This is a genomic window from Microvirga sp. 2YAF29 (assembly GCF_052114605.1).
Taxonomy (GTDB): Bacteria; Pseudomonadota; Alphaproteobacteria; order Rhizobiales; family Beijerinckiaceae; genus Microvirga.
Map to the genome: position 1 here is coordinate 321403 of NZ_JBFRFB010000004.1, position 25243 is coordinate 346645.

The following is a 25243-nucleotide window of genomic DNA, read 5'->3' on the forward strand; positions in this document are numbered from 1 at the left end:
TGCCGAAGCACTCATGAAAACAAGCAAAGAATCCGATCGAATCCCGTGATGGATCAGAGCGTCCGCCCGGTCTTCAACAGGTCGCGGATTTCCGTGAGAAGCTTCACGTCGGCGGGAATTTCCGGGGGCTTCTCCGCCGTGCCGGTCTTGGCGTCCTCCGCGCGGCGCAGGCGGTTCATGCCCTTGACCAGGAGAAACAATATCCAGGCGATGATGACGAAGTTGATGGCGACGGTGATGAAGTTGCCCCACGCCAGAACCGCGCCCTGGTTCTTGGCCTCGTTCAGCGCCGTGGAGGTGACATTGCCGGAGAGTGCCGTGAAATAGTTCGAGAAATCGAGGCCACCGGTGACGGCGCCGACGATCGGCATGAAGACATCGCCGACGAGGGAGTCGACGATCCTGCCGAAAGCCGCGCCGATGATGATGCCGATGGCGAGATCGACCACATTGCCGCGTAAGGCGAATTGCTTGAATTCATTCCACATGACCGGACTCCTTGTGCTTGTGCGCCAAGCTTAAAGGTGTCCGGTTCAGGAAAATCGTCAAGTCTCTCTTGCAGTGAGGAGAGCCTGCAGGTCCAGGCGCTCTGTGACCATCTGGAGTTCGCCGTTGGGGCCTATCGGCCACTGCTCCTGCGGACGATCCACATAGAGCTCGATCCCGTTGCCATCCGGGTCCCGCAGGTAGAGGGCTTCGCTCACGCCATGATCGCTCGCGCCATCAAGCTGGATACCGGCCTCGGCGAGGCGGTAGAGAGCATCGGCCAGGGCCGCCCGCGTGGGATAGAGGATCGCTACGTGGTAGAGCCCCGTGGTGCCGGGAGGCGGCGGCGAACCGCCTTTGCTTTCCCAGGTGTTGAGGCCGATATGGTGGTGATATCCGCCTGCCGACACGAAGGCGGCCTGCGTGCCGTAGCGCTGGATCAGCTCGAAGCCGAGAACGCCGCAATAGAAAGCGAGCGCCCGGTCGAGATCTGCCACCTTGAGGTGGACATGGCCGATCCGCACGCCGGGATCGATGGCGCGCGCCGCAGGCGCGCCGGAGGCATTGGGTGAAATGGGCTTGAGCATGGTTTCCCCTTAGGCCGAACGGATCTTCATCGCGGGAGAAAGCTTAGAGGAGCCGTCGCGCAGGGCAAAGGCGCCATCGCCGAGAAGAGCCTGAACGACGAGTGCGGCGATCCAGAACGCCAGATATTCCCAACCGCCATTGGGATTGTTGAAGAAGAAGCCTGCCGGACCATGCACGGTCACGATGGCGCCGAGCAGGATCGGAATGAGCGCAAGAGCGGCCCAGCGGGTCAGAAAGCCGGCGATGAGCGCGACGCCGCCGGCCACCTCGGCGAGGATCGTCACATAGGCAAGGAAGGGCGGCAGACCGAGGCTGCCGAAGAACTGAGCGGCGCCGGCGGGGGTGAAGACGAAAATCTTCAGCCCGGCATGAGCCAAGAACATGACGCCAAGCGTCACGCGCAGGATGAAGGCGGCATAGGGGGCGGTGCGGATATCGATCATGGAAGTCTCCTATTGGGTGGCCCTCATATGATCTCGTTCTGAGAGGATGATAATACTTTAAATGGAATATCAATTCACACTATGAGAGCGAGATAAGCGATTGCGCTGCTCAGACGCCATCATCACGGCCTCATGCCGGTGATCCCGATTGTTTGAAACGTTTCGCTCTTCTGATCGGGATAGCCGGGACAAGCCCGGCCATGACGACAGGAGGCATCCCTCCCCACCAGTGGCATTCCCTTCCTCCAGGGAGTAAAGCTGTCCACGAGTAGTCTCCGAGGGTTTTCGAATATGGTCGCCACCTGGGCGGTTGTCTTATCGGCGCTGGTTTACCTCTGCTTCCTGTTCACTGTAGCCTATTGGGGCGACAATGCCGGCAGGCGCTTCGTACAAGGGCCCTGGCGCGCCACGATCTCGGCCCTTGCGCTCGCGGTCTATTGCACATCCTGGACCTTCTTCGGATCGGTCGGGCTTGCCAGCCATTCCGGCCTCGACTTCCTGGCAATTTATATCGGCCCCATCCTGGTCATCACCGTCGGCCATGTGCTCGTGGCCCGCGTGATCCGCGTGGCCAAGACGCAGAACATTTCCTCCATCGCCGACTTCGTCGCCGCGCGCTACGGCAAGAGCGAGCGCGTTGCCGCCATCGTCAGCATCATCGCGCTCGTGGGCTCCATTCCCTACATCGCGCTACAGCTGAAGGCCGTCTCGTCGTCTCTCAACGTCTTCCTGGCGAAAACCGACGGCGCGCTCCCAGCCGACCTGCTCTTCTTCGGCGACCTCGCGCTCATCGTCGCCCTCGTGCTGGCGGGATTCGCGGTTGCATTCGGCACACGCCATCCCGATGCCACCGAGCATCAGGATGGGTTGATCATGGCGATCTCGGTGGAGTCGATCGTGAAGCTGGTCGCGTTCCTGCTCGTCGGCAGCTATGTGACCTTCTACATGTTCGACGGGTTCGACTCCATCGTCGAGCGCGTCAACAGCCAAGGCGCGAGCGCGGACCTGTTCGAGCGGACCTCGGGCTTCGGCAGCTTCATGACGCTCATCTTGCTGTCGAGCTGCGCCGCGCTGCTCCTGCCGCGCCAGTTCCATGTGACGGTGGTTGAGAACCACGCTATCGGCGACCTGAAACGCGCGGCCTGGATGTTTCCACTCTATCTCGTTCTCATCAATCTCTTCGTGATCCCCATCGCGCTCGCGGGCCTTGCGACCTTCCCGGGCGGCATCGACCGGGATATGACCGTGCTCGCGCTGCCGCTCGCCGATCAGGCCGGAACGATCGCGGTGATCACCTTCCTCGGCGGTTTCTCGGCCGCGACCGCGATGGTGATTGTGGATTCCGTAGCCGTGGCGGTGATGATCTCGAACCATCTCGTCATGCCCATCGTGCTGCGTCGCCGCGCTTTCGCGGGCGTCGATCCCGGCAACTTCGTCATCACCGTGCGCCGCCTCTCGATCATCTTCGTGATCCTGCTGGGCTATGCCTATTACCGCGCCTCCGGGGAGGCGGCTCTCGCCGCCATCGGCCTCTTGTCCTTCGCCGCTATCGCGCAGGTTGCGCCCGCCTTCCTCGGCGGGCTGATCTGGTCGCGCGGCACGGCGCTCGGCGCGAGTGTCGGCCTCATCGTCGGCTTCGGAACATGGCTCTACACGCTTCTTCTCCCCAGCCTCGTCTGGGACGGCGTGTTCTGGTCGGATGTGGTGATCTCCGGCCCCTTCGGAATCATGGCGCTCAAGCCCACGGCCCTGTTCGGTGTGGACCTGCCGCAGCTCACGCATGGCGTCGTCTGGAGCCTGACGCTCAATATTCTCTGCTATATCGGCTTTTCGCTCTGGCGCCCGGCCACGGCGATGGAGCAGATCCAGGCGACCGTCTTCGTGGGCGAGCCGAACACATCCGTCGCACCGAGCTTCCGCCTGTTCCGCGCCAGCGTGACCGTGGACGAGCTGCGCGCCACAGTCTCGCGCTATCTCGGCGAGGAGCGCACGACGCGTTCCTTCGAAGGCTTCAGCCACAGCCGTGGACAGAACCTGGAGCCGCGCGCGGAAGCCGACATTCACCTCCTGCGCTATGCGGAGCACCTGCTGGCCTCGGCCATCGGCACCGCCTCCTCGCGTCTCGCCCTGTCGCTTCTGCTGCGCCGCCGCACCGTCTCGACGGAAGCGGCGCTCAAGCTGCTCGACGATGCCTCCGCCGCCATCCAGCACAGCCGCGACCTGCTGCAGCACGCGCTGAACTACGCCAAGCAGGGCATCACCGTGCTCGACCGCGACCTGCGTCTGCTCGCCTGGAACCAGGCCTTCATCGATCTCTACGACATGCCGCCCAACTTCGTGCATGTGGGCATCGGCATGGATCGCATCGTCCAGTACAATGCGGCACGCGGCTCCTATGGCCCCGGCCGGATCGACGAGCTGGTGGCCGCGCGCATCTATTCGTTCCGGCACGACATCGAGCCGGTGCGCCTCAAGCTTTATCCCTCCGGCAAGGTCATCGAGATCCGCTCGAATCCGCTGCCCGACGGCGGCCACGTGACCACCTATACGGACGTGACCGAGACCGTTCTGGCCGAAGAGGAAAGCCGCCGCGCCAACGAGACGCTGGAGCAGCGCGTGCGCGAGCGTACGGAGGAACTGACGCGCCTCAACGAAGCCTTGCGAAGTGCGAAGGCGGAAGCGGACGAGGCGAACATCTCGAAAACGCGCTTCCTCGCCGCAGCCTCTCACGACATTCTGCAACCGCTCAACGCGGCGCGCCTCTATGCAACCTCGCTTGTCGAACGCGACAAGGAAGCAGGCGATGCGAAGCTTGCGGAGAACATCGACGCATCCCTCGATGCGGTCGAGGAAATCCTGACTGCGCTTCTCGATATCTCGCGCCTCGATACCGGCGCCATGAAGCCGCAATGGTCGAGCTTCCGCATTGACGAACTCTTCCGCCAATTGCAGCTGGAATTCGATCCGGTCGCGCGCGAGAAAGGGCTGAAGATAACCTTCGTTCCTTCCTCACTCACCGTGCGTTCCGACCGGCGCCTTCTGCGCCGCCTGTTGCAAAACCTCGTCTCCAACGCCATCAAGTACACACCCAAGGGCCGCGTGCTTGTCGGCGCGCGGCGACGCGGCGGCCATCTGGTGCTGGAGGTGTGGGATACGGGCCTCGGCATTCCGCCCTCGAAGCAGCGCATCGTGTTCCGTGAGTTCCAGCGCCTCGACCAAGGCGCGAAGGTCGCACGCGGCCTCGGTCTCGGCCTTTCCATCGTGGAGCGCATCGGGCGCGTGCTCAAGCATCCGATCACGCTCAACTCGGAGGTGGGACGCGGCTCGGTTTTCCGCTTCGAGGTTCCGGTCGTGGCAGCCCTGCCCGCGACCGCTGCCGCGCCCGAGCCGCCGAAGGCGCCTCCTACGGCTTTGTCAGGCTTGCGAGTGATGGTGATCGACAACGAGCCGGCCATTCTCGAAGGCATGCGGCTCCTGCTGTCCGGCTGGGGCTGCGATGTGTGGACCGCCTCCGATCTCGACACCGCGCATCAGGTGCTGCGTTCGCACAAGAATCTGCCCGAGGTCATCGTGGCCGATTATCACCTCGACGAGACGGATGGCCTCGAACTCATCAAGGCCCTGCGGTGGCGAACCCAAGGAGACACGCCAGCCGTTCTCGTCACCGCCGACCGCACGCCTGCCGTGCGCGATTTGGCGACGAGCATGAACGTGCACGTCCTCAACAAGCCTCTGAAGCCCGCAGCCCTGCGCGCGCTGCTCACGCAATGGCGGGCGACACGCGTAGCGGCGGAGTGATCACGCCTTCAAAGCATGATCCACGGCGGCAACGGCGTGAATGGTCGTCGTGTCGAACAGCGGCACGGCGCTGTCCTCACCTGAGACGAGCAGCATGATCTCGGTGCAGCCAAGAATGATGGCCCCGGCGCCGCGCTCTATGAGGCGGGCGATGATATTCCGGTAGGCCTGCCGGGATTCCGGATTGATCTTGCCGAGGACCAGCTCTTTGTAGATGACTTCGTGCACCACCTGCCGGTCGTCCGCATCGGGCACGATCACATCGAGCCCGTGGCGCTGCTGGAGACGTCCCTTGTAGAAATCCTGCTCCATGGTGAAGGCGGTGCCGAGCAGGCCGATGCGCTTATGACCTGCCGCCTTGATGCGCTCGGCGGTCGGGTCGGCGATATGGAGCAAGGGGATCGTCACGGCCGAAGAGACTTCATCCGCGAGGCGGTGCATCGTGTTCGTGCAGATTACGATGAAGTCCGCCCCTCCCCGCTCAAGCCGGATGGCCGCGCTCTTCATGTGCTCTGCAAGTCTGTCCCACTCGCCCGCGTGCTGCAGCTGCTTGATCTCGTCGAAATCGACCGAGAACAGAAGGCTCTGCGCGGAATGCACGCCGCCCAGCCGACGCTGCGTCTCCTGGTTGATGATGCGGTAATATTCGGCCGAACTCTCCCAGCTCATGCCGCCGATGAGCCCGATGGTCTTCTGACTCATGGGACCCTCAGAAATTCGGCGTGTAGGGCGCGCGGCCGGCCGTCAGCGCATCGTCGAGCAGTTCAAGCCTGTCCTGCCCCCAGAATACCTCACCATCGAGCACATAAGCCGGAGAACCGAAGATGTCGCCGCCGACTGCGTTCTCTAGATTCAGCGCATATATCGCCTCCGTGGTGCTGCCGGTGGCGATATCCATGAGGGCCGATGAATCGAGGCCCGCCTGTTCGGCCAGTTCCGCCAGGACGAGGGGATCGGCGAGATTGCGCTCCTCCTCCCACACGGCGGAGAACGCCCGGCGCAGGAAAGCGTCCGGGCTCTTGCCCGTCGTCGACACGGCGATGACGAAGCGGTCGGCGAGGTTTACGTCGAAGGGCCAGTGCTTTGGAGTGATATTGAAGGCCAGCCCGCGCTTCTCGCGCCAGCGCTGGAGTTCCACCAGGCGATAACGCTGGCGCGCCGGATGACGCTGTTGCAGCGGAAGGCCGCCGGTCTCGGAAAAGACGCGGCCCAGGAAGACCGGCTTGTAATTCACCTCGATCCCGTGCCTCTGCGCAATCTCCATGAAAGGCGCATGGCCGATATAGGCCCAGGGGCTCACAAGGGAAAAGTAATAGTCGATGGTCCGGGGCATGGCTTTCAGCTTCACGGTTCAGGCAAAGGAAAAGGGGCCTAACCTTGGACCATCACGCCGCGTTCTTCAACGTCTCTTCTGCATCGAGGAAAGCACGCACCTCGGGAGCTGCCTCCGGCGGCTGCGCTTGCAGGCCGATTTCACGGAAAAGACGCTCCATGGGCACGAAGCCCTTTGCCTTCCGGTCATAAAGCCCTGCCCTCACGAGCGCGATGGCGTTGAGAACCGGGCTTCCATCCCGCGTTTTCGAGACGAGGCGATGCTCCATCACCACATACCCTTCACCCCATGTGAGAATACGCGTTTCGAGATCAAAGGCCTGGAACAGGCGCATCTCGCGGCGAAACCTGATCTGGCCCGCGCTTACCACCGGCACCCAGCCATGCTTGAAAATGGGCCGCCACAGACCTGAACGGATCATGATGTCGCTGCGGCCAAGATCCATGAGGCTCCAATAGCGGCCGTTGTTCATGTGGAACGACGTGTCGAGATCGTGCGGCCACACGCGAAAGCGCAGGCGCGACACGTCGCGCACCGGGTCGAGCCTTGGCCTGAAGAACGACGCGATAATGAGGTGAAGGACGCGCAGCCAGAGATTCATCGAAAGGCTTCCTGTATCATTCCGTAACAGCTTCGACGCATTCCACATCATCCCCGCGAAGGTGAGGATCCATAACCGCCACCATCGCAGAATGAAAAGGCGCCGTGGTTATGGATTTCCACGCCTGCGGCGCGGCCCTTTGGATCGGGCTCCGCTCCGCGGCCCCGGAATGACAGAGGAAAAGCGCGCTTACGCCGCCTTCATCGCAGCGGCACGACCATAGAAGGTCTCGCCCGATGCCGCCATGTCGACCACGATCTGCGGCGGAGCGAAGCGGTCTCCATGCCTGGCCTGCAGCTTTTTGCACAGATCCACGAAAGCCTTCGCGCCCATGAAGTCGATATAGGACAGCGCACCGCCCGTATAGGGCGCGAAGCCGAAGCCGAGAATGGAGCCCACATCGGCCTCGCGCGGATCGGTGACGACGCCCTCCTCGACGGTGCGCGCGGCTTCCAGAGCCTGCGTGACGAGAAGGCGCTGCTTCAGCTCCTGCATGTCGACGAGCTCGGGTTCCACATGCTTTTCCTGAAGGTCACTCAATCCGGGCCAGAGACGCTTCTGCCCGCCTTCGGGGTAATCGTAGAAGCCCTTGCGGTTTTTGCGTCCGAGACGGCCTTCCTTATCCACGAGCACGGTGAGCAGTTCCTCCTGCTGCGGCACGATTGCAGCCTCGCCGAGCTGCACCTTGGTGGCCCGCAGGATCTTGAGGCCCAGGTCGACGCCGACCTCATCATTCAGCGAGAGCGGCCCGACCGGCATACCGGCCTGCTTGCCCGCCTGCTCGATCATCGCCGCGGGCAGGCCTTCCGTGAACATGAGATGGCCTTCGAGGATATAGGCCAGCACGCAGCGATTGGCGAAGAAGCCGCGCGCGTCGTTGACGACGATGGGCGTCTTCTTGATGGCGCGCACATAATCGAGTGCGGTGGCAAGTGCCTTGTCGCCGGTTTCCTTGCCCATGATGATCTCGACCAGCATCATCTTTTCGACCGGCGAGAAGAAATGGATGCCGATGAACTGACCGGGATTCTTGGAAGACTTCGCCAATCCGCTGATCGGGAGTGTCGAGGTGTTCGAAGCAAAGATGCAATCCGGACGGATCGCCGCCTCCACTTTCTCGATCACCTCAGCCTTCACCTTGGGATCCTCGAACACGGCCTCGATCACGAGTTCGCAATCGGCAAGATCGCTGTAATCGGCGGTTGCCTTGATCCGTGCGAGCAGCGCATCGCGATCCGCCGTCTTGGCGCGGCCCTTCATGATCTGGTCGCTCATGAGCTTGTGCGAATAAGCCTTGCCCTTCTCGGCAGCTTCCACATCGCGGTCGATCAGCACGACCTCGAGGCCGGCATTGGCAGTGACATAGGCCACGCTCGCGCCCATGAAGCCCGCGCCGACCACGCCTACTTTCTTGAGCTTCGTGGGCGGAATGTCCTTCGGACGGCGTGCACCCTTGTTGAGATCCTGCATGGAGATGAAGAGCGTGCGGATCATCGCCGCCGCTTCTTTCGAGCGCAGGATCTTGGCGAACCAGCGCGACTCCACCTTCAAGGCCAGGTCCATCGGCAATTGCAGGCCCTGATAGACCGTTTCCAGGATCGCGCGGATCGCCGGATAGTTGTCCTGCGTCTCGCGGCGATAGATGGCGTTGGCAGGCGGCCAGATCTGCATGCCTGCGGCGGAGTAAACCTTGTTGGAGGGCAGCTTGTAGCCCTTCTGGTCCCACGGCGCGACGGCAGAGCCGCCCTGCTTAATCCAATCCTTCGCCATCTGGACGATTCCGTCACGCGGCGCGACGGCATGGACGAGGCCCATGTTGCGCGCCATGAGCGGACGAAGCTGCTCGCCCTTGAAGAGCATCTGCAACGCATCGCCCGTCTGCATGAGGCGCGCCACGCGCTGCGTGCCGCCGGCGCCGGGGAAGAGACCGACCTTCACTTCGGGCAGTCCGACACGGGTGGAATCCACATCCGACAGGACACGGAAATGGCAGGCGAGCGCCAGCTCGAACGCGCCGCCGAGGCACACGCCGTGAATGGCAATTGCAAACGGCTTGCCGCAGGTCTCGAGGCGGCGATAGAGCAGCGAGAGTTTTCGCGACTGTTCAAAGAGGAACGTGTTGGCCGCTTCCTCGCCCTTCTCCTTCGCCACGCGAATGAATTCCGTGTTGGAGGATTGCAGCATGGTGAGGTCGGCGCCGCCGGAAAAGGATTCCTTGCCCGATGTAATGACGCAGCCCTTGATGGCCTCGTCAGTAGCGACCTTCTCGATGATCTGCGACAGCTCGTCCATCACCTGCGGAGTGATGACGTTCATGGAGCGATCCGGCATATCCCAGGTGGCAAGCGCAATACCGTCGGCATCGACATCGAAGCGGAAATTGGTGAAGTTCGTCATGTTGCTCTCCCGTTTCCGCTCTCTCAAACCCGCTCGATAATCGCAGCGGTGCCCATGCCCGCGGCGACGCAAAGCGTGACCAACGCCGTCTGCTTGTTCGTGCGCTCCAGTTCGTCGAGCACCGTGCCCAGGATCATCGCGCCCGTCGCGCCGAGCGGATGGCCCATGGCAATCGCGCCGCCATTCACGTTGACTTTCGCGGGATCGAGATCGAGCGCCTGGATGTAGCGCAGCACAACTGCCGAGAACGCCTCGTTGATCTCGAAGAGGTCGATGTCGTCCTTCGTCATGCCGGCTTTCTTGAGCGCCAGTTCCGATACGTCGATGGGGCCGGTGAGCATGAGCGCGAGATCGGAGCCGATGGAGGCAAATCCTTTGAGCCGCGCACGCGGCTTCAAGCCCGCCTTCGCGCCGCCCTCCTTCGAGCCCACGAGAACCGCCGCCGCACCATCCACGATGCCGGAGGAATTGCCCGCGTGATGCACGTGATTGATGAACTCCACATCAGGATGAGCGGCAATTGCCACCGCATCGAAGCCGCCCATCTCGCCCATCTGCACGAAGGCGGCCTTGAGCTGGCCCAGCGACTGCATATCGGTGCTCGGGCGCATATGCTCGTCCTCCGCCAGGATGGTGAGGCCATTCACGTCCTTCACCGGCACCATCGATTTGGAGAAGCGTCCCTCGTCCCAGGCTTTCGCGGCTCGCTTCTGCGACTCGACCGCATAGGCATCGACGTCATCGCGCGTGAAACCGTATTTCGTGGCGATCAGATCCGCAGAGATGCCCTGCGGGAGAAAGTAGCTGGAAATCGCAACGCCAGGATCGACCGGCCATGCGCCGCCCGATGCCCCCATGCCGACGCGGCTCATGGATTCGACGCCGCCGCCGATGGCGATATCCTTCATGCCGGACATGACCTGCGCCGCTGCCAGATTGACCGCATCGAGGCCGGATGCGCAGAAGCGGTTGATCTGGATGCCCGGGACTTCCTTGCCGAAGCCCGCCTTCAATGCCGCGGCACGCGCGATGTCGCCGCCCGCTTCACCCACCGGATCGACGCAGCCGAGCACCACATCCTCAACCAGCATCGGATCGAGATCGTTGCGCTTGCGGATCGCATCGAGCGCCGTCACGGCGAGATCGATGCTGGGCACTTCATGCAAGGAGCCATCGGGCTTACCACGCCCGCGTGGCGTACGGACTGCGTCGTAGATAAAAGCCTCGGCCATCAGGCCCTCCCAGAACTGTTATGATCATCCCAGGCAAGCGAAGCGCGACCCGGGATCGTTTTCAGAATTCGTCATTATACTTGCCGCGCGATCCCGAATTGTCACTACATTCCATCCGGGATGACGATTGCTTCGTCAGAAAGCTTCAACAGGCATCGCCATGGTCGTATCGGCGCCGCTCGCAATGCGGGCGAGACGTACTCCCGTTTCCGGCATCATGCGCTCCATGAAGAAGCGGCCCGTCAACAGCTTCGCGTCCATCTTCTCAGCGTCGCCATTGCCTTGCCCCTTCTTCGTATGAGCGGCCTTCGCCATCTTGGCCCACATATAGCCCATGGCGACGATGCCGAAGAGGTGCATATAGTCGGTGGCGCCGGCACCCGCGTTGTCAGGTTTCGCCAAGGCGTTCTGCATGAACCACATGGTAGCTTGTTGCAGGTGTCCGAGGCCCTGCTGCAAGGGCGCAGTGAAACCTTTCAGGTTTTCGTCACCTTCGTTCTCCTGGCAGAAGGTGCCGACTTCGTTGAAGAAGGCCATGATGGCGCGCCCGCCATCCTTGCCGAGCTTGCGGCCCACGAGGTCCATGGCCTGGATGCCGTTGGCGCCCTCGTAGATCATGGCGATGCGGGCATCGCGCACGAACTGCGACATGCCCCATTCCTCGATATAGCCGTGACCACCGAACATCTGCTGCGCCTTCACGGCGTTGTCGAAGCCGAGGTCGGTGAGCACGCCTTTCACCACCGGCGTCATGAGGCCCATATAGTCCTCGGCGGTCTGGCGTTCCTGATCGTCCGAGGAGCGGTGCGCGATATCGCTGTTGAGGCCCGTCCAGACGACAAGCGCGCGCGCCGCCTCATTGAATGCCTTGATGGAGAGAAGCGTGCGGCGCACATCCGGATGCACGATGATCGGATCGGCAGGCTTGTCCGGGAACTTCGCACCCGTCAGCGAACGGCCCTGCAACCGGTCCTTCGCGTAAGCCACCGCGTTCTGATAGGCGACCTCGGATTGCGAGAGCCCCTGAACGCCGACCGCGAGGCGCGCCTCGTTCATCATCACGAACATGGCGTTGAGACCGCGGTTCTCCTCGCCCACGAGCCAGCCCTTCGCGCCATCGTAATTCATGACGCAGGTGGCGTTGCCGTGAATGCCCATCTTGTGTTCGAGCGAGCCGCAGGACACGCCGTTGCCGTCGCCGATGGTGCTGTCATCCTTCACGATGAACTTCGGCACCACGAAGAGCGAGATGCCCTTGGTGCCTTGAGGCGCGCCTTCGATGCGGGCAAGCACCAGGTGAACGATGTTCTCCGCCATGTCGTGCTCGCCGGCGGAAATGAAAATCTTCGTGCCGGAGATCGCGTAAGAGCCGTCCCCGTTCGGCACGGCCTTGGTCTTGAGGAGGCCGAGATCAGTGCCGCAATGGGGCTCGGTCAGGTTCATGGTGCCGGTCCAGGCGCCGGTCACCATCTTCGGCAGATAGGTTTTCTTCTGCGCCTCTGTACCATGCACCAGAAGCGCGGCGATCGCTCCTTGGGTCAGGCCCGGATACATGCCGAGCGACAGGTTCGCGGCAGAGACGAATTCCTGCATGATGGTGTTGAGTACCGAGGGCAGCCCCTGCCCGCCGAATTCTTCCGGAACCGACAGACCCATCCAGCCGCCGGAAGCATAGGCCTCATAGGCTTGCCGGAAACCTTTCGGCGTCGTGACGGAACCGTCCGCGTTGCGGGTGCAGCCTTCGAGATCGCCGGTGCGGTTGAGCGGCGCGAACACCTCCTCGCAGAGCTTGGCGCCCTCGGCGAGGATCGCCTCCACCATATCGGGGGTCGCGTCTCCGAAGCCGGGAAGGTTGTTGTGACGCTCAATGGGAAAGACATCATTCAAGAGAAACATGACGTCTTCGACAGGAGCCTTGTAAACCGGCATTCGCGCTTCTCCCCTATTCCAAACCGGACAGGCCTCATGCGGCCCGTCCACGACCATATAGTTCACATATAAACCATATGCTCCGCTAGGGAAGAGGTAGGGCGCAAATTCTCGCGCGGAACCGACGAAAGTTCAGGATGGTCGGAAGAGTAGCGAAGGGCAGTAGATTGGCGCCACGCTCACTCCATGCCCTGTACGAGGAGGGCCAGGGCGAAGTGGACGGACTGGGCAAGAGGCTTGTGAGTCTGGCGCTGCCTCCCTTCTTTTAAGGGGAAGGCCGACGAGTGTAGCGGCGTGGGTAAGGGGTTACTGCGTTATCCGAAGAGGGTATTCCCTCACCCCTGCCCCACTCTCCCACACGGGAGAGGGATTCATGCGGCATACTTTCGGCCGCTCGAACGAAAAAGGCCTGCCCCCTCCGGCAGGCCTTTTTCTTAAATACTTGGTCCAGCAGCGTATCAGGCGGCTGCGGCGAGGCTGGCACGGCGGGACTTGAGTTCCGCCAGGGCTTCTTCGATCTCGCTCTTCTGCTGCTCGAGATGGCGGATCTGGTCCTCGACCTGATCCAGCGACAGCTTGAGGTTCATGGCCGGACCGCTGCCCGAGAGTTCCTCAGCCACCATGGCGCGGATCTCGGTGAGGGTAAAACCGAGCTGCTTGCCCTTCAGGATCACCGACAGACGCTCACGGTCGCGGGCATCATAGATGCGGGCCGTACCGTCACGGCGTGGGGAGAGAAGCCCGCGATCCTCGTAGAAGCGCAGCGTACGTAACGTTACGCTGAACTCGCGGGCCAGATCCCCGATTGTATACGATTTCGCGCCCTCTGCCGTATCGTCGGCAGTGCCGCCTGCTGAATGATCCATTGTTGCCCCTTTGACTTTCTCTTTTTCCTCAGCGCCCTAAGCAGGGCACTCTTTGTAATGTTATGATAATGCCTTTCGGTCAGTAGTTGCAAGTCCCCGTAAAAGCACAGCTTTAAGAAATGCGAAGACAGGCTTTCCCTAGGGGAGGCAACCCAGAGGAAGCCTTCACACCCGGGTGCGGACGGAGAGCTAAATATCCAAAGCTTAACGGGTTTTTTACTACGTTCGCCAAAAGCTGACGCATCGGCTCGCTGGCCTGGAGGCATGATGATTCGCCTCGTCCAGGGCGCCGGTGCGGCGGAGCTGGGCGGGGGCCAGGCCACCGGAGTGTGTTTTAGTATTCCCTGCGGGCACGGCCATGAGACGACACGTCCTTTCGAACCTTGACGATCTGGACCTCGATGCCCGCGACCTGGCAGCAGCCGCAGCCCAAAGGGCCGGCGTAAGCCTGGAGGAATGGGCCGCCTCCATTCTCGCCGCGCCGAAAGAGTGCCGCGCGCCTTCCCCGGCCGGAAAGCCCTACGAGAATGAATTCGATGCCATCGTGGCGCGGCTTTCGCGAAATCTGCGCCCGCAGCCTGCCAGGGATTACGACACCCTGATGGCCGCCATCGCAACCGAGAGCGAGCGCCAATCCCAGGATCAGGCCGCCCGCACGAATGTGGCGCTCCAATCCATGGCCGGCTGGATCGAGCAGACGGAAGAACGGCTCGTTGAGACCACCCGCGCCGCCGCGGACCATCAGGACCGCATGGCGACAGCCCTCTCGCAGGCGCTCTCGACCCTGAAGGAGCGTCTCGATTCCGTGGAGCAGCAGGCCGCGACGGAGCATGAGGACCAAGTCGGCACGTCAGCCGTATCGGACGCGCTCGCAGGCCTGCGCTCGGATGTGTCGCGGCTCACTGATCGCATGGACAAGCCGGATGCCGCCTGGATGCCCGCCATCGGCAATATCCGCATCGAGATCGAGCGCCTGCGCGCGAGCCTCGACGGCCTTGCCACGCGCGACGAATTGGGCGCCCTCGATCAGGCGATGAAGGACATCGTTCGCGAGATCGGACAGACCTCACCCAGCAAGGATCTTCTGGTTCTCGCGCAATCGACGGCAGCGCTCTATCGCCAGGTCCAGGTTCTTTCCGATGACGTCAATGAAGGCGTTCATGGCCGCATCGGCGGCGAGATCGAAATTCTAAAGACCAAGATCGACGGCATGGCAGCAGTGGGCATTGACCGCTCGGTGGTCGATTTTCTCAGCAGCCAGATCGTGGACATGCGCCAGGATCTCGCCAACAGGGCCGAACCACGGCAGATCGAGCGTCTTTCCGAGGAAGTGAATACGCTCGGTCGCCAGATCGCCGATCTTCGTGTTCACCAGGTCGGCCGGGCGGATTTCGCGGCGCTGAAGACCTCGCTCGAAAATGTCTGCGCCGCGCTTCAGCGCAGCGTCACCGTGCAGGAGGAAAGCGACGTTCCCGAACGGCTGAATAGCCTCAGCGAGAACCTCGCCGCGCTCGCCAGCAGGCCGGTGCCGGAGCCTACCGATCTCACGCCTGTCACGGATCAGCTCGCGGTACTCACCGAGAAGATGGCGGGCCTCACGGACAGCCGCCTCACGCAGGCGGATGCGCTGACCGAGATGATCGGGCGGCTTTCCACGCAGGTGCAGGCGGTGGCGGAGAAGGAAGCGCCATCCCACGAGCTGCTGCTGGAGCGGTTCGACAAGATCGAGCAGAGCCTTCAGGATGTCGGCCAGCGCGCCGATACCGAAAAGGTCGAGGCGATGCTGCGCTCCATCGACGAGAAGCTCGACCGCGCGCCGGCTCAACCGCCGGGCCTCGATGCGCTCGAACAGCAGATCATGTCCCTGGCCGAGCGGCTCGGCAGCAAGTCCGACGAGACGCTTCAAAAAACGCTCGACGAAGCAACCGGCCATCTCCGCAACATCCAGAGCGAGGCCGCCGGAATCGCGGAGCGCGCCGCGCGCGCCGCCTTGAAGGAAATTCAGCCGAGCCTTCCGGATACAGGCGATCTCGATGCTCTCAAGCAAGGCTTCGTCGAGTTGAAGGCGCTGCACACGCGCTCCGACAAGAAGACGCAGGAAACCCTTCGCACGGTCTCCTCCGCCCTGGAAACGCTCGTCTCGCGCTTCCCCGAGCAGAACGCCGTCGCGCACCGGGCTCACACCAATGCGCAGGCATTGCCTGCTATCGCTCCCGAGCAGATGCCGCCTGCAGACCGCTTGGAGGCGGCAGTGCGTCGGCTGCATACCGCCGCCCTGTCCCAAATCGAGGAAGTCGCCTTCACTGCGCCGGTTGCGGAACCGAAGACGGTTGAGCCGAGTGCCGTGGCCGATGAAGTCAATCTCGGCACCATGCGCGCAGGTTTCATCGCGGCGGCACGCCGTGCCGCGCAGGCGGCAACGCCAGAGGCTGTATCGCAATTGCTCATTGATGAAGAATGTGACGCGGCTTCCCCTCCCCCTTGTGGGGAGGGCCAGGGTGGGGGTGGCGGCGGCACGCTGGTCCAGTTCGTCGCCAACACCCCCACCTCCAACTCCTCCCCACAAGGGGGAGGAGGGCTGTTGGCGACCATCCCGAACAGCCCTGAGACCTCCGACGAACCGCAGTCCGCTCCCACGCCCTCGCTCATCGAGCGCATCCGCCGCAGCTTCGACGCTCACCGCCGCCCTCTCCTCTTCGGGATCGGCCTTCTGATCCTCGCGGCGGGCACCGCGCAGATACTGTCCAACGGACAGATCGCGGCCTCCCTGGCGCTGACCGGCGGCACTGAGGTGCAGCAGGCGGTACCTGTTGAGCCGACGCCCGAACAAGCCCCCGAGCAGACGGGAAGTCTCACGCCGGCATCTGGAAATGCCGATCTGTTCCAGCCCGCCAGCATGGCCGCAGCGACGGCGGAGCCTCCGCTGCCGGCGGCAGGAAAGTTCCTCATCGATCCTGCAACGGTGGGCGAAATTCCGGCCCAGGCTCCGGCGTTCCTTCGCAAGGCGGCGGCGATCGGCGATGCGGCGGCGCTTTATGAAATCGCGTCCCGCGCCGCCGAAGGACGCGGACTTGCTCAGGATATGGCTCTGGCCCTCCACCTCTATGAGCGGGCGGCCCAGGCGGGCCTGCCTCCGGCGCAGGAGCGGTTCGCCATGCTGCTCGAGAAGGGCATCGGCACCGCCCGCGATCCCAAGCAGGCCATGATCTGGTACGAGCGGGCGGCGCAGGGCGGCAACATCCGCGCCATGCACAATCTGGCGACGCTTCTCGCATCGAATATCAATGGTAAGCCCGACTACGCCGCCGCCCTGCGCTGGTACAGCGAGGCTGCGGAGGCGGGCTTACGCGACAGCCAGTTCAACATGGGCATCCTGCTGACGCGCGGCATCGGCACCCGCCAGGATCTCACCAAGGCTTATCAATGGTTTTCCCTCGCCGCCGCCCAGGGTGACGCCATGGCCTTGAAAAAGCGCGACGAGCTTGCCGGTCGGCTCAATGCGGGCGATCTTGCCGCCGCGAAGGCCTCAGCCGATCAGTGGCGCGTCCGGCCCATCGATCCGACAGCCAATGAAATCTCCGCTTCCGCTGCCGGCCAGATGGCGTTTCTGGATCGAAGCTGAGCCAAAGGAGTTGAGGCAGAGCCGTTGAAGAAAGACCGGAAGCTGTCAGCTTGCGTTCATAACCCATCCTTTAAATCGCGTTCCGCGATGTCATAACCACACCATGGCTGCGCCGGCTGTGGGAACCGGCGGGGACGCCGGCAAAGGGAACCAGGTTGCAAATCTATCTGCCTATCGCTGAGATGCCCGTGAGCGTTCTTCTCATCCTGGGGATGGGTGCGGCGGTCGGTTTCATATCTGGTCTGTTCGGCATCGGCGGCGGCTTCCTCATGACGCCGCTTTTGATTTTTCTCGGCATTCCCCCCGCCGTCGCCGTGGCGACGCAATCGGCGCAGATCGTCGCCTCCTCCACCACCAGCGTGCTCGGCGCGATCAGGCGCGATGCCATCGACCGGAAACTGGGGATGATCCTCGTGGCGGGCGGCTTCGTGGGCTCGGCTCTGGGCGTCTGGTTCTTTGCCGCGGCACGGCGCGCGGGCCAGCTCGACCTCGTCATCGTCGTCTCCTACGTGACGCTGTTCACCGTCGTCGGCAGCCTGATGATGAAGGAGAGCATCCGCGAGTTCTGGACCAAGCGACGGGGCGGAACGGTGCGCCTGCGCCGTCAGGCAGGAGAGCATGCGCCCTATCTCGGCTGGCCTTTGCGCATGCGCTTCTACCGTTCGAAGCTCTATATCAGCGTCATTCCGATCCTGCTTCTGTCCCTCTTCATCGGCTTCGCTGGCGCGCTGCTGGGCATCGGCGGCGGGTTTATCGTGGTGCCTGCCCTGCTTTATATCTTCCGCGTACCCACCAACGTGGTCGTGGGCACGTCCCAGTTCCAGATCGTCTGCACCACCCTCGTCGCCCTGATCCTCCATGCGGTGACGAACCAGGCGGTCGACATGGTGCTCGCGATCCTGCTCATCGTGGGCGGCGTGTTCGGCGCGCAATTCGGCGCGCGGGTCGGGCGCAATTTGAGGGCGGAGCTGTTCCGCTTCCTCCTCGCCATCCTTCTGCTCGCGGTCGGCCTGCGCTTTGCCCTCGAACTCGTGCTGCAGCCGCAGGAGCCCTTCTCCATCACGGTGCAGGAGGTGCGCGAGTGAGAACGCTGGGCCTCATCCTCATCGCGCTGCTCTCGATCTGTTCCGCCCGGGCGGAGAACCTGATCACGTCGCTGTCGAACCATCGGGTTCTGATCAACTCGAACTATACCGGCACGTTCATTGCCGTGTTCGGCGCCATCGAGCGCGACGCGCAGACAGTTGCGCGCGCCACCGGCTACGACATTGTCGTGACGGTGCGCGGCCCGAAACAGTTTCTCGTGGTGCGCGAGAAGGAGAAGCTGGGCCCGGTCTGGATCAATCAGGAACTGCAGAAGTTCCCAACGGCTCCTGCCTATTTGAGCGTGATGACCTCGCGCCCCATCGACGAGATCACCAGTCCCCAGTTGCGCCAGCGCCAGAAGATCGGCCTTGCCGCCATCATCAATGCGACCGACTTCACCAATGAGCGCGGCGGCGCCGACCGGCAGTTCCGCGAGGCGCTCTATCGTCTGAAGGCGCAGGAAGGGCTCTATCTCGAAGAAGAGCGCGGCGTGACTTTCCTCACCGCTGACCTGTTCCGCGCCAGCATCCCACTTCCCGCCACCGCGCCACCCGGCGAGTACAATGTGGAGGTCGCCCTCTTCGCCGACACTGTGATCCTGGCGAGAACGACCACCCATTTCGAATTGGTGAAAACCGGCTTCGAGGAGCAGGTAGGCTCGGTGGCGCGCGACTGGTCCCTGTTCTACGGCCTCGCCACCGCCGCCATCGCCCTCTTCTTCGGCTGGATGGCGAACATGATTTTCAGGCGGGACTGAACAAGCCCTCCACGTCATGGCCGGACTTGTCCCGGCCATCCCGATCAAAAAGACGCTGCGCTCAACAGTATCGGGATCACCGGCACAAGGCCGGTGATGACATAGGGAGGTCTAGCGACAGACGAGATCAATCCCTGCAAAGCATCGACTTCGCGATGGCGAAGATGCGTTCCGTGCCGATGAGATGGGCGGTGAAGCCTTTCGCGAAGAGCGACTTATAAGCAGCATCGCAAGCGTTCAGGCCACCGGCATAGGCGCCGAGCGCGGGCATGACGCAGCGGGTTCCGTCCGTCAGGAAGCAGCGGCGGCGGGTCGTGCGGCCGCGCATCACCACCTTGCCTACCGGATGAAGATGGCCAGCAACTTCCGCCTGCTCACCGGCCAGCGGCTCGTGGCGCAGGGTGAGGGAGCCGAGCATCATCTCCTCGACAACCTGTCCGCCGATGCTGTCGGGCAGGATGCGGTCGTGGTTGCCCGTCACCCAGATCCAATCGCGGCCTGACTGGGCGCGCGAAAGGGTCGCGCGTTCTTCATCGCCCAGACGCTCCGGCCCGCCGATGTCATGGAAGCTGTCGCCGAGCGCGATGACGGTCTTCGGGTTGAAGCGATGCACCGCATCGGTGAGCGCGATCAGCGTCTCGCGGGTGTCATAGGGCGGCAGCATCATGCCGCGCCGGGCGAAGGACGATCCTTTCTCGAAATGGAGATCGGCCACGAGCAGCGCATCGTGCGCGGGCAGGTACATGGCACCCGTCAAGTCGAGCAGCGCCAGCTGCCCGGAGAGCTCGATCTCGTGGGTTGTCTGTTTGTTCTTCGCCAATGCCGTCACGCCAAAGCCTCGTCGAGAAGTGCTGCTTCCGCCTCGGCCAGAATCTCGTCCGCATTGTCGCTATAGACGCGCTCGCGGCCGATCTCCAGCATGACGGACACGCTTAAGGGAGAAACCCGGTCGAGCGGCTTGTGGATGATTCGCCCCCGGATGCGCTCTAGCATCATACCAAGGCGCTTCACGTCCAGGAGTCCAGTTGCCGCATCCGCCCGCGCGGCCCGCAGCAGAACATGGTCCGGCTCGTGCTTGCGCAGCACGTCATAGACGAGATCGGTGGAGATCGTGACCTGCCGCCCGGTCTTCTTCTCGCCGGGAAAGCGGCGCTCGATGAGGCCCGCGATCACGGCGCCCTGCCGGAAGGTGCGCTTCATGAGCGCGGATTCCGCCAGCCAGGCCTCGAGGTCGTCGCCAAGCATATCCTCGGAAAACAGGTCATCGAAGAAGTTCGGATCCCGCGCCGCGCGAGCGGCGATGTCGCTGGCGGCATAGACGGCGATGCCGTAGTCGTTGGCGACAAATCCAAGAGGCTTCAATTTCGCGCGTTCCAGGCGACGCGTCAGCAACATGCCGAGTGTCTGATGCGCGAGCCTACCCTCGAAGGGAAAGCATGTCATGTAGTATCGATTGGCGCGCGGGAATGTCTCGACGAGAAGATCGCGTGGCCCCGGTACGATGGAGCGACGGCGCTGCTGCAACAGCCACTCGGTCATCTGCGGCGGCAGGCGGTCCCACTCGAACGGATCGGCCAGTATCGCACGCACCCGCGCCGCGAGAAATGTCGAGAGCGGAAACTTGCCGCCCTCATAGGACGGGATCATGGGATCGGTGCCGGAGGCCGCGCGCGTCGCAAGCACTTCATCCTCGGCGATGCCCTCGAACCGCAGCACTTCGCCCGCGAACAGAAACGTATCGCCCGGCGTCAGCGTCTCCGCGAAATATTCCTCGATCTCGCCGAGAATGCGCCCCCGCGGCAGCACGGTTCCGGGCCGCGAGCGCATGGATTTGCCGAGCCGCACCTTGATCATGGTGGCCTCGACGATGGTGCCCACATTAAGGCGATATTGCTGGGCAATCCTGGCATCGCGAACACGCCACAAGCCATCATTGCCCTTCACGATTTTGGCGAACCGCTCATAAGCACGAAGAGCGTAGCCACCCGTCGCGACGAACGCGACGCAGGCCTCGAAATCCTCCCACGAGAGATCGGCATAAGGCGCTGCTGAGACGATCTCATCGTAAAGGTCTTCGAGCCTGAACGGATCGGCGCAAGCCATGCCGAGGATATGCTGGCACAGCACGTCAAGCGCGCCGACGCGCGCATCCGGCGTATCCTGCGCCGCCTCATGAACGGCATCGAGCGCTGCGCGGCATTCCAGAATCTCGAAGCGATTGGCGGGCACGAGATAAGCCTCCGAGGGCTCATCCATGCGGTGATTGGAACGGCCAATGCGCTGCATGATGCGCGAGGCGCCCTTCGGTGCGCCCACATTCACCACGAGATCCACATCGCCCCAGTCGATGCCGAGATCGAGCGTCGCGGTGCACACGACGGCCTTCAACCGTCCCTCCGCCATAGCCTCCTCGACGCGCCGCCTTTGTGCGACATCGAGGGAGCCGTGATGGAGCGCGATGGCGAGGCCGTCCTCGTTGAGCTTCCACAATTCCTGAAACGTGTATTCCGCCTGCAGACGCGTATTGACGAAAACGAGCGTGGTCTTGTGCTCGCGGATGAGGTCGTAAATCGCGGGCATTGAGAGTGACGCCGTGTGGCCCGCGAGCGGCAATCTCTCATCGAGTTCGAGCATGCGGATGTCAGGCTGCGCGCCGCCTTTCACGACGACGAGGTCGGCGAGCGCAGCGTTCTTCACCTCCCCCTTGAGGGGGGAGGTCGCGCCAGAGGCGCGGGAGGGGGTGGGAAGCGCGACCTCGGCAATGTCAGTGCTGCCACCCCACCCCGGAGCGCTGATGCGCTCCGACCCTCCCCCTCCAGGGGAGGATGGGCGCTGCGGCACGAGATAGCGCCGCAGATCGTCCGGCTCGCGCACCGTGGCCGACAGGCCGACCGCCGTCGCATCGGGTGCCAGCGTGAACAACCGCCCGAGCCCGAGCGACAGCAAATCGCCGCGCTTCGAGGTGACAAGGGAATGCAGTTCGTCCAACACCACGCGGCGCAGATCCTTGAAGAATTCCCGCGCTTCCGCATGGGCGAGCAGCAGCGCCAGCTGCTCCGGCGTCGTCAGGAGAATATCCGGCGGCCGCTCGATCTGCCTTGCGCGCTTGTGGGAGGGCGTATCGCCGGTGCGGGTCTCGATGCGGATAGGAAGTTCCATCTCGCTCACCGGCGCTTCGAGATTGCGGGCGATGTCGGTGGCGAGCGCCTTCAGAGGCGAAATGTAGAGCGTGTGAAGGCCCCGCTTGTCCTTCACTGTCCCGCGGCGCGGCGCCCGTTCCGAAAGCTCCACGAGGCTTGGCAGGAAGCCCGCCAGCGTTTTTCCTGCGCCTGTCGGGGCCACCAGCAGCACGGATTTGCCTTTTTTGGCTTTGGCGAGCAGCTGCAACTGATGCTCGCGCGGCTCCCAGCCACGGCTTGCGAACCAGTCACGGAAGATTTGCGGGAGAAGAGACGCGGGCGCTTTCGACATACATCCTTAAAGATAAGGCCAGGGGAAAGGTTTCGCCATATGGGCTTGTTTTCGGATGTGAAAACAGTGCTTTGCCGGCTTGCTATCCGTGCCGGGATGGATTCATCTCAGGCCAACCCAACCAGGGAATAATCAAAGGGCAGGAAACCATGACGCCATCATCCCAGTTCCACAACGCCATCGCCGTGGTCACAGGCGGCACGCAGGGGCTTGGCGAGACCATCGCCCGCACTCTGGCCGAGCGCGGCGCAGCCGGCCTCGTGATCTGCGGCCGTAATGCGGAGCGCGGCGAGGCCGTGGCACGGGACATCACGGCTCAAGGGTGCCGCACGGAATTCGTGCAGGCCGATCTCGAAAAGGTCGAGGATGCCCGCAAGGTCACTGCACAGGCCGACAGCGCGTTCGGGCGCGTCGATGTGCTGGTGAATGCCGCCGGCATCACCGATCGCGGCACGATCTTCGACACCACGCCGGAGCTGTTCGACCGCATGTTCGCGGTCAATGTCCGCGCGCCGTTCTTCCTCATGCAGGAAGCCGCCAAAATCATGCGGCGCGAGAAGACCGAGGGCACGATGGTCAACATCCTGTCCATGTCGGCCCATGGCGGCCAGCCCTTCATCTCGGCCTATTGCGGCTCCAAGGGCGCGCTGGCGACGTTGAGCAAGAACGCCGCCTTCAGCCTGATGCCCTGGCGCATCCGCGTGAACGCGCTCAACATCGGCTGGATGAACACGCCAGGCGAAGACCGGATCGTCAGGCTCTACCACGGCGCTCAGGATGGCTGGCTCGAAAAGGCCGAGAAGGAGCAGCCCTTCGGCCGCCTGCTCGATCCGAAGGAAGTGGCGCGCGCGGTGGCGTTCCTCGCAAGCTCGGAATCCGGCATGATGACGGGCTCAGTGATCGATTTCGATCAATCGGTCGTGGGCTGCTACGAGAGCGCGCCGCATCCGACGAAGCCGGCGGAGTAAGGCACTTGCCTCCCCGTCATGGCCGGGCTTGTCCCGGCCATGACGACTGAAAGAATGCGACGCCTCACAGCATCGGGATCACCGGCACAAAGCCGGTGATGAGATGCGAGGGAAATCACCGCTGCATGACGGCGAGAAACCCGGGAACCGGCTTGCCGCGATCTTCCCGGGTCGAAACCTTTTCGAGCACGACCACAGCGAAGCCAGCCGCATCCGCAAGATTGCGCAGATAAGCTTCGCTGTGGGCATAGCGGGCATCGTCGCCGAGAACGAAGCCTTCGACCTCGTGCGCCTGAACCGTGAAGGCGAACAAGCCTCCCGGCTTCAGCACGCGGTGCGCTTCGCTGAAGGCAGCATCAAGCCCGGACATGTAGACGAACACGTCCGCGGCCACCACGAGATCGGCTTCACTGCCCTGTCGCGTTCTGAGAAAGCCCACGAGCTCGCCTTCATGGAGAGCAGCATAAAGCTTCGTCTGCTCGGCCTTCTCCAGCATGCGGGGCGAAAGGTCGACGCCTTCGATGGAGGCGCAAACGCCCTCCAGAGCCTGCGCCATCAAACCCGTGCCGCAGCCGAGATCGAGGGTGAGGCCGAACCGGTCATTACCGCGCTGTTTCAAGCTGGCGCGGCGTAGCGCATCGGCGATCAGCTCCGGGCCGCGATAGGCGAGGTTCTGTGTTAAATGCCGGTCGAATTTGGGGGCGTAGTCGTCAAACAATGCGCGCACATAGCCATCGGTGATGGCCTCATCGAGAGAGAGCGCTCCGAGCTTGGCGAGGTCGAGCCGCACGCCGAGCGCATCGTCGGGCTCGATCTCCAAGGCTTTGCGCAAGGCGCCGACAGCCTCCTCCCGCAACCCAAGCTCGGCTGCCGCACGGCCGAGCATCGCATGGGCCGCAGCGAAGCCAGGCGCAAGCTCCAGCACCTGCCGGGCCAGATCGGCGGCGGCTTCGAAATCGCGCTCTTCGAAGGCGGCACTGGCGTAATCGTAGCGGCGGTCGGCGATAAGATCGCCGGAGGATCGGAAGGTCGAGATCATCGGCATGGCTTCTGCCATGAGCGAGAGACAGGGGGCTGTCAACATCGGGTTTGGAGAGATGGAGCGGGATTGAACCGCGTGGCCCCCCCGACTGTCATTCCGGACGGCAGAGCCGATCCGGGATCGGGTGCAGGATCAGGCGCATGTTTTCCTCCCCCTTGCGGGGAGGGTCAGGGTGGGGGTCGCAAAGTCAGAGCACTTCGTGCCATCCAGACACCACAACAGCCCGACGATGTCATGGTCGGGCTTGTCCCGGCCATCCCGATGCGAAGAGCGCAGCGCTCACCATGATCGGGATCACCGGCACAAGGCCGGTGATGACGTGAGGGTAATCTGGTTCGATCTCTCGCCCAGCCAGACCACCCCCACCCTGGCCCTCCCCGCAAGGGGGAGGGAACACCGCTACACTCTTATGTTCTGCATTTGTTCTTGACAATGATCCTAATCTTGGCTATACCCTTCCTCAGCCTGATCCACTGAGGGGCGCGCTCGCGAGGCGTCGTGATTGTGGGATCGGGCACGGTCCTGCTGTGGGTGTCGCAAGCCCGTTGACAGGAGGCCCTCCGCTGAAAGACGCGGTGTACGCCTAAAAAAGCCGTGCGCGGGGAGCCGTCAGGTTCTCAACAC

General features: G+C 63.1%; 18 protein-coding genes. 5 read left to right on the forward strand and 13 right to left on the reverse strand.

Features of this window, described 5'->3' with window-relative positions; genetic code table 11:
* Positions 1 to 53: 53 nt before the first annotated feature.
* The 3 genes from mscL to AB4Y85_RS07880 are packed head-to-tail and all read right to left on the reverse strand — an operon-like array spanning position 54 to position 1517.
* Positions 54 to 488, reverse strand: coding sequence for a large conductance mechanosensitive channel protein MscL (gene mscL, locus AB4Y85_RS07870; RefSeq protein ID WP_441984315.1), 435 nt, complete (start codon positions 486 to 488; stop codon positions 54 to 56).
* Between the two features lie 57 nt (positions 489 to 545).
* Entirely contained in the window at positions 546 to 1073 is a 528-nt protein-coding gene (locus tag AB4Y85_RS07875) for a VOC family protein (protein ID WP_441984316.1), read from the reverse strand.
* A gap of 9 nt (positions 1074 to 1082) precedes the next feature.
* Positions 1083 to 1517, reverse strand: coding sequence for a DoxX family protein (locus AB4Y85_RS07880; RefSeq protein WP_441984317.1), 435 nt, complete (start codon positions 1515 to 1517; stop codon positions 1083 to 1085).
* Positions 1518 to 1808: 291 nt separating this feature from the next.
* Here AB4Y85_RS07880 and AB4Y85_RS07885 point away from each other — a divergent pair, with 291 nt between their 5' ends.
* A complete protein-coding gene (locus tag AB4Y85_RS07885; RefSeq protein WP_441984318.1) occupies positions 1809 to 5315 on the forward strand; it encodes a hybrid sensor histidine kinase/response regulator in 3507 nt (1168 codons plus the stop codon).
* On the opposite strand, the gene AB4Y85_RS07890 is transcribed toward AB4Y85_RS07885, so the two are convergent.
* The 7 genes from AB4Y85_RS07890 to AB4Y85_RS07920 all read right to left on the reverse strand — a co-directional run bounded on the left by AB4Y85_RS07890 (position 5316) and on the right by AB4Y85_RS07920 (position 13673).
* Positions 5316 to 6017: an aspartate/glutamate racemase family protein gene (locus tag AB4Y85_RS07890; RefSeq protein WP_441984319.1), complete on the reverse strand. Its 702-nt coding sequence runs from the start codon at positions 6015 to 6017 to the stop codon at positions 5316 to 5318.
* Between the two features lie 7 nt (positions 6018 to 6024).
* A complete protein-coding gene (locus AB4Y85_RS07895) occupies positions 6025 to 6648 on the reverse strand; it encodes a 2-hydroxychromene-2-carboxylate isomerase (protein ID WP_441984320.1) in 624 nt (207 codons plus the stop codon).
* A 52-nt stretch (positions 6649 to 6700) separates the two neighbouring features.
* Positions 6701 to 7249: an acyl-CoA thioesterase gene (locus AB4Y85_RS07900; protein ID WP_441984321.1), complete on the reverse strand. Its 549-nt coding sequence runs from the start codon at positions 7247 to 7249 to the stop codon at positions 6701 to 6703.
* Positions 7250 to 7438: 189 nt separating this feature from the next.
* Positions 7439 to 9646, reverse strand: a complete 2208-nt coding sequence (locus AB4Y85_RS07905) for an FAD-dependent oxidoreductase (RefSeq protein WP_441984322.1) — start codon at positions 9644 to 9646, stop codon at positions 7439 to 7441.
* 23 nt (positions 9647 to 9669) lie between these two features.
* Positions 9670 to 10878 carry an acetyl-CoA C-acetyltransferase gene (locus tag AB4Y85_RS07910; RefSeq protein ID WP_441984323.1) on the reverse strand — a complete coding sequence of 403 codons (1209 nt, stop codon included), beginning with the start codon at positions 10876 to 10878 and terminating at the stop codon, positions 9670 to 9672.
* A 135-nt stretch (positions 10879 to 11013) separates the two neighbouring features.
* Positions 11014 to 12807: an acyl-CoA dehydrogenase C-terminal domain-containing protein gene (locus AB4Y85_RS07915; RefSeq protein ID WP_441984324.1), complete on the reverse strand. Its 1794-nt coding sequence runs from the start codon at positions 12805 to 12807 to the stop codon at positions 11014 to 11016.
* Between the two features lie 458 nt (positions 12808 to 13265).
* A complete protein-coding gene (locus AB4Y85_RS07920; RefSeq protein ID WP_441984325.1) occupies positions 13266 to 13673 on the reverse strand; it encodes a MerR family transcriptional regulator in 408 nt (135 codons plus the stop codon).
* A 358-nt stretch (positions 13674 to 14031) separates the two neighbouring features.
* On the opposite strand from AB4Y85_RS07920, the gene AB4Y85_RS07925 reads away from it, so the two are divergent.
* The 3 genes from AB4Y85_RS07925 (at position 14032) to AB4Y85_RS07935 (ending at position 19138) form a co-directional block, all read left to right on the forward strand.
* Positions 14032 to 17295, forward strand: coding sequence for a hypothetical protein (locus AB4Y85_RS07925; RefSeq protein WP_441984326.1), 3264 nt, complete (start codon positions 14032 to 14034; stop codon positions 17293 to 17295).
* 155 nt (positions 17296 to 17450) lie between these two features.
* Positions 17451 to 18380: a sulfite exporter TauE/SafE family protein gene (locus AB4Y85_RS07930; protein WP_441984327.1), complete on the forward strand. Its 930-nt coding sequence runs from the start codon at positions 17451 to 17453 to the stop codon at positions 18378 to 18380.
* On the forward strand, positions 18377 to 19138 hold the full coding sequence (locus AB4Y85_RS07935; RefSeq protein ID WP_441984328.1) for a TIGR02186 family protein: 762 nt from the start codon (positions 18377 to 18379) through the stop codon (positions 19136 to 19138). The genes AB4Y85_RS07930 and AB4Y85_RS07935 overlap by 4 nt, the downstream gene beginning before the upstream one ends.
* Before the next feature lie 127 nt (positions 19139 to 19265).
* On the opposite strand, the gene pdeM is transcribed toward AB4Y85_RS07935, so the two are convergent.
* The gene (pdeM, locus tag AB4Y85_RS07940; RefSeq protein ID WP_441984329.1) at positions 19266 to 19967 is read right to left on the reverse strand and encodes a ligase-associated DNA damage response endonuclease PdeM; all 702 of its coding nucleotides are present in this window, start codon (positions 19965 to 19967) and stop codon (positions 19266 to 19268) included.
* Positions 19964 to 22609: a ligase-associated DNA damage response DEXH box helicase gene (locus tag AB4Y85_RS07945; protein WP_441984330.1), complete on the reverse strand. Its 2646-nt coding sequence runs from the start codon at positions 22607 to 22609 to the stop codon at positions 19964 to 19966. The genes pdeM and AB4Y85_RS07945 overlap by 4 nt, the downstream gene beginning before the upstream one ends.
* 149 nt (positions 22610 to 22758) lie before the next feature.
* On the opposite strand from AB4Y85_RS07945, the gene AB4Y85_RS07950 reads away from it, so the two are divergent.
* Positions 22759 to 23577: an SDR family oxidoreductase gene (locus tag AB4Y85_RS07950; protein WP_441984331.1), complete on the forward strand. Its 819-nt coding sequence runs from the start codon at positions 22759 to 22761 to the stop codon at positions 23575 to 23577.
* Positions 23578 to 23692: 115 nt separating this feature from the next.
* Here AB4Y85_RS07950 and AB4Y85_RS07955 read toward each other — a convergent pair whose 3' ends face one another.
* Positions 23693 to 24616, reverse strand: a complete 924-nt coding sequence (locus tag AB4Y85_RS07955) for a methyltransferase domain-containing protein (protein ID WP_441984332.1) — start codon at positions 24614 to 24616, stop codon at positions 23693 to 23695.
* Positions 24617 to 25243 lie beyond the last annotated feature (627 nt).

Bases quoted from the DNA above. Each gene is read 5' to 3' on its own strand.
- mscL (WP_441984315.1), bottom strand. From the start codon at position 488: ATGTGGAATGAATTCAAGCAATTCGCCTTACGCGGCAATGTGGTCGAT.
- AB4Y85_RS07895 (WP_441984320.1), bottom strand. From the start codon at position 6,648: ATGCCCCGGACCATCGACTATTACTTTTCCCTTGTGAGCCCCTGGGCC.
- AB4Y85_RS07890 (WP_441984319.1), bottom strand. From the start codon at position 6,017: ATGAGTCAGAAGACCATCGGGCTCATCGGCGGCATGAGCTGGGAGAGT.
- AB4Y85_RS07915 (WP_441984324.1), bottom strand. From the start codon at position 12,807: ATGCCGGTTTACAAGGCTCCTGTCGAAGACGTCATGTTTCTCTTGAAT.
- AB4Y85_RS07925 (WP_441984326.1), top strand. From the start codon at position 14,032: ATGAGACGACACGTCCTTTCGAACCTTGACGATCTGGACCTCGATGCC.
- AB4Y85_RS07900 (WP_441984321.1), bottom strand. From the start codon at position 7,249: ATGAATCTCTGGCTGCGCGTCCTTCACCTCATTATCGCGTCGTTCTTC.
- AB4Y85_RS07955 (WP_441984332.1), bottom strand. From the start codon at position 24,616: ATGATCTCGACCTTCCGATCCTCCGGCGATCTTATCGCCGACCGCCGC.
- AB4Y85_RS07910 (WP_441984323.1), bottom strand. From the start codon at position 10,878: ATGGCCGAGGCTTTTATCTACGACGCAGTCCGTACGCCACGCGGGCGT.
- AB4Y85_RS07885 (WP_441984318.1), top strand. From the start codon at position 1,809: ATGGTCGCCACCTGGGCGGTTGTCTTATCGGCGCTGGTTTACCTCTGC.
- AB4Y85_RS07920 (WP_441984325.1), bottom strand. From the start codon at position 13,673: ATGGATCATTCAGCAGGCGGCACTGCCGACGATACGGCAGAGGGCGCG.
- AB4Y85_RS07905 (WP_441984322.1), bottom strand. From the start codon at position 9,646: ATGACGAACTTCACCAATTTCCGCTTCGATGTCGATGCCGACGGTATT.
- AB4Y85_RS07950 (WP_441984331.1), top strand. From the start codon at position 22,759: ATGACGCCATCATCCCAGTTCCACAACGCCATCGCCGTGGTCACAGGC.
- AB4Y85_RS07880 (WP_441984317.1), bottom strand. From the start codon at position 1,517: ATGATCGATATCCGCACCGCCCCCTATGCCGCCTTCATCCTGCGCGTG.
- AB4Y85_RS07875 (WP_441984316.1), bottom strand. From the start codon at position 1,073: ATGCTCAAGCCCATTTCACCCAATGCCTCCGGCGCGCCTGCGGCGCGC.
- AB4Y85_RS07945 (WP_441984330.1), bottom strand. From the start codon at position 22,609: ATGTCGAAAGCGCCCGCGTCTCTTCTCCCGCAAATCTTCCGTGACTGG.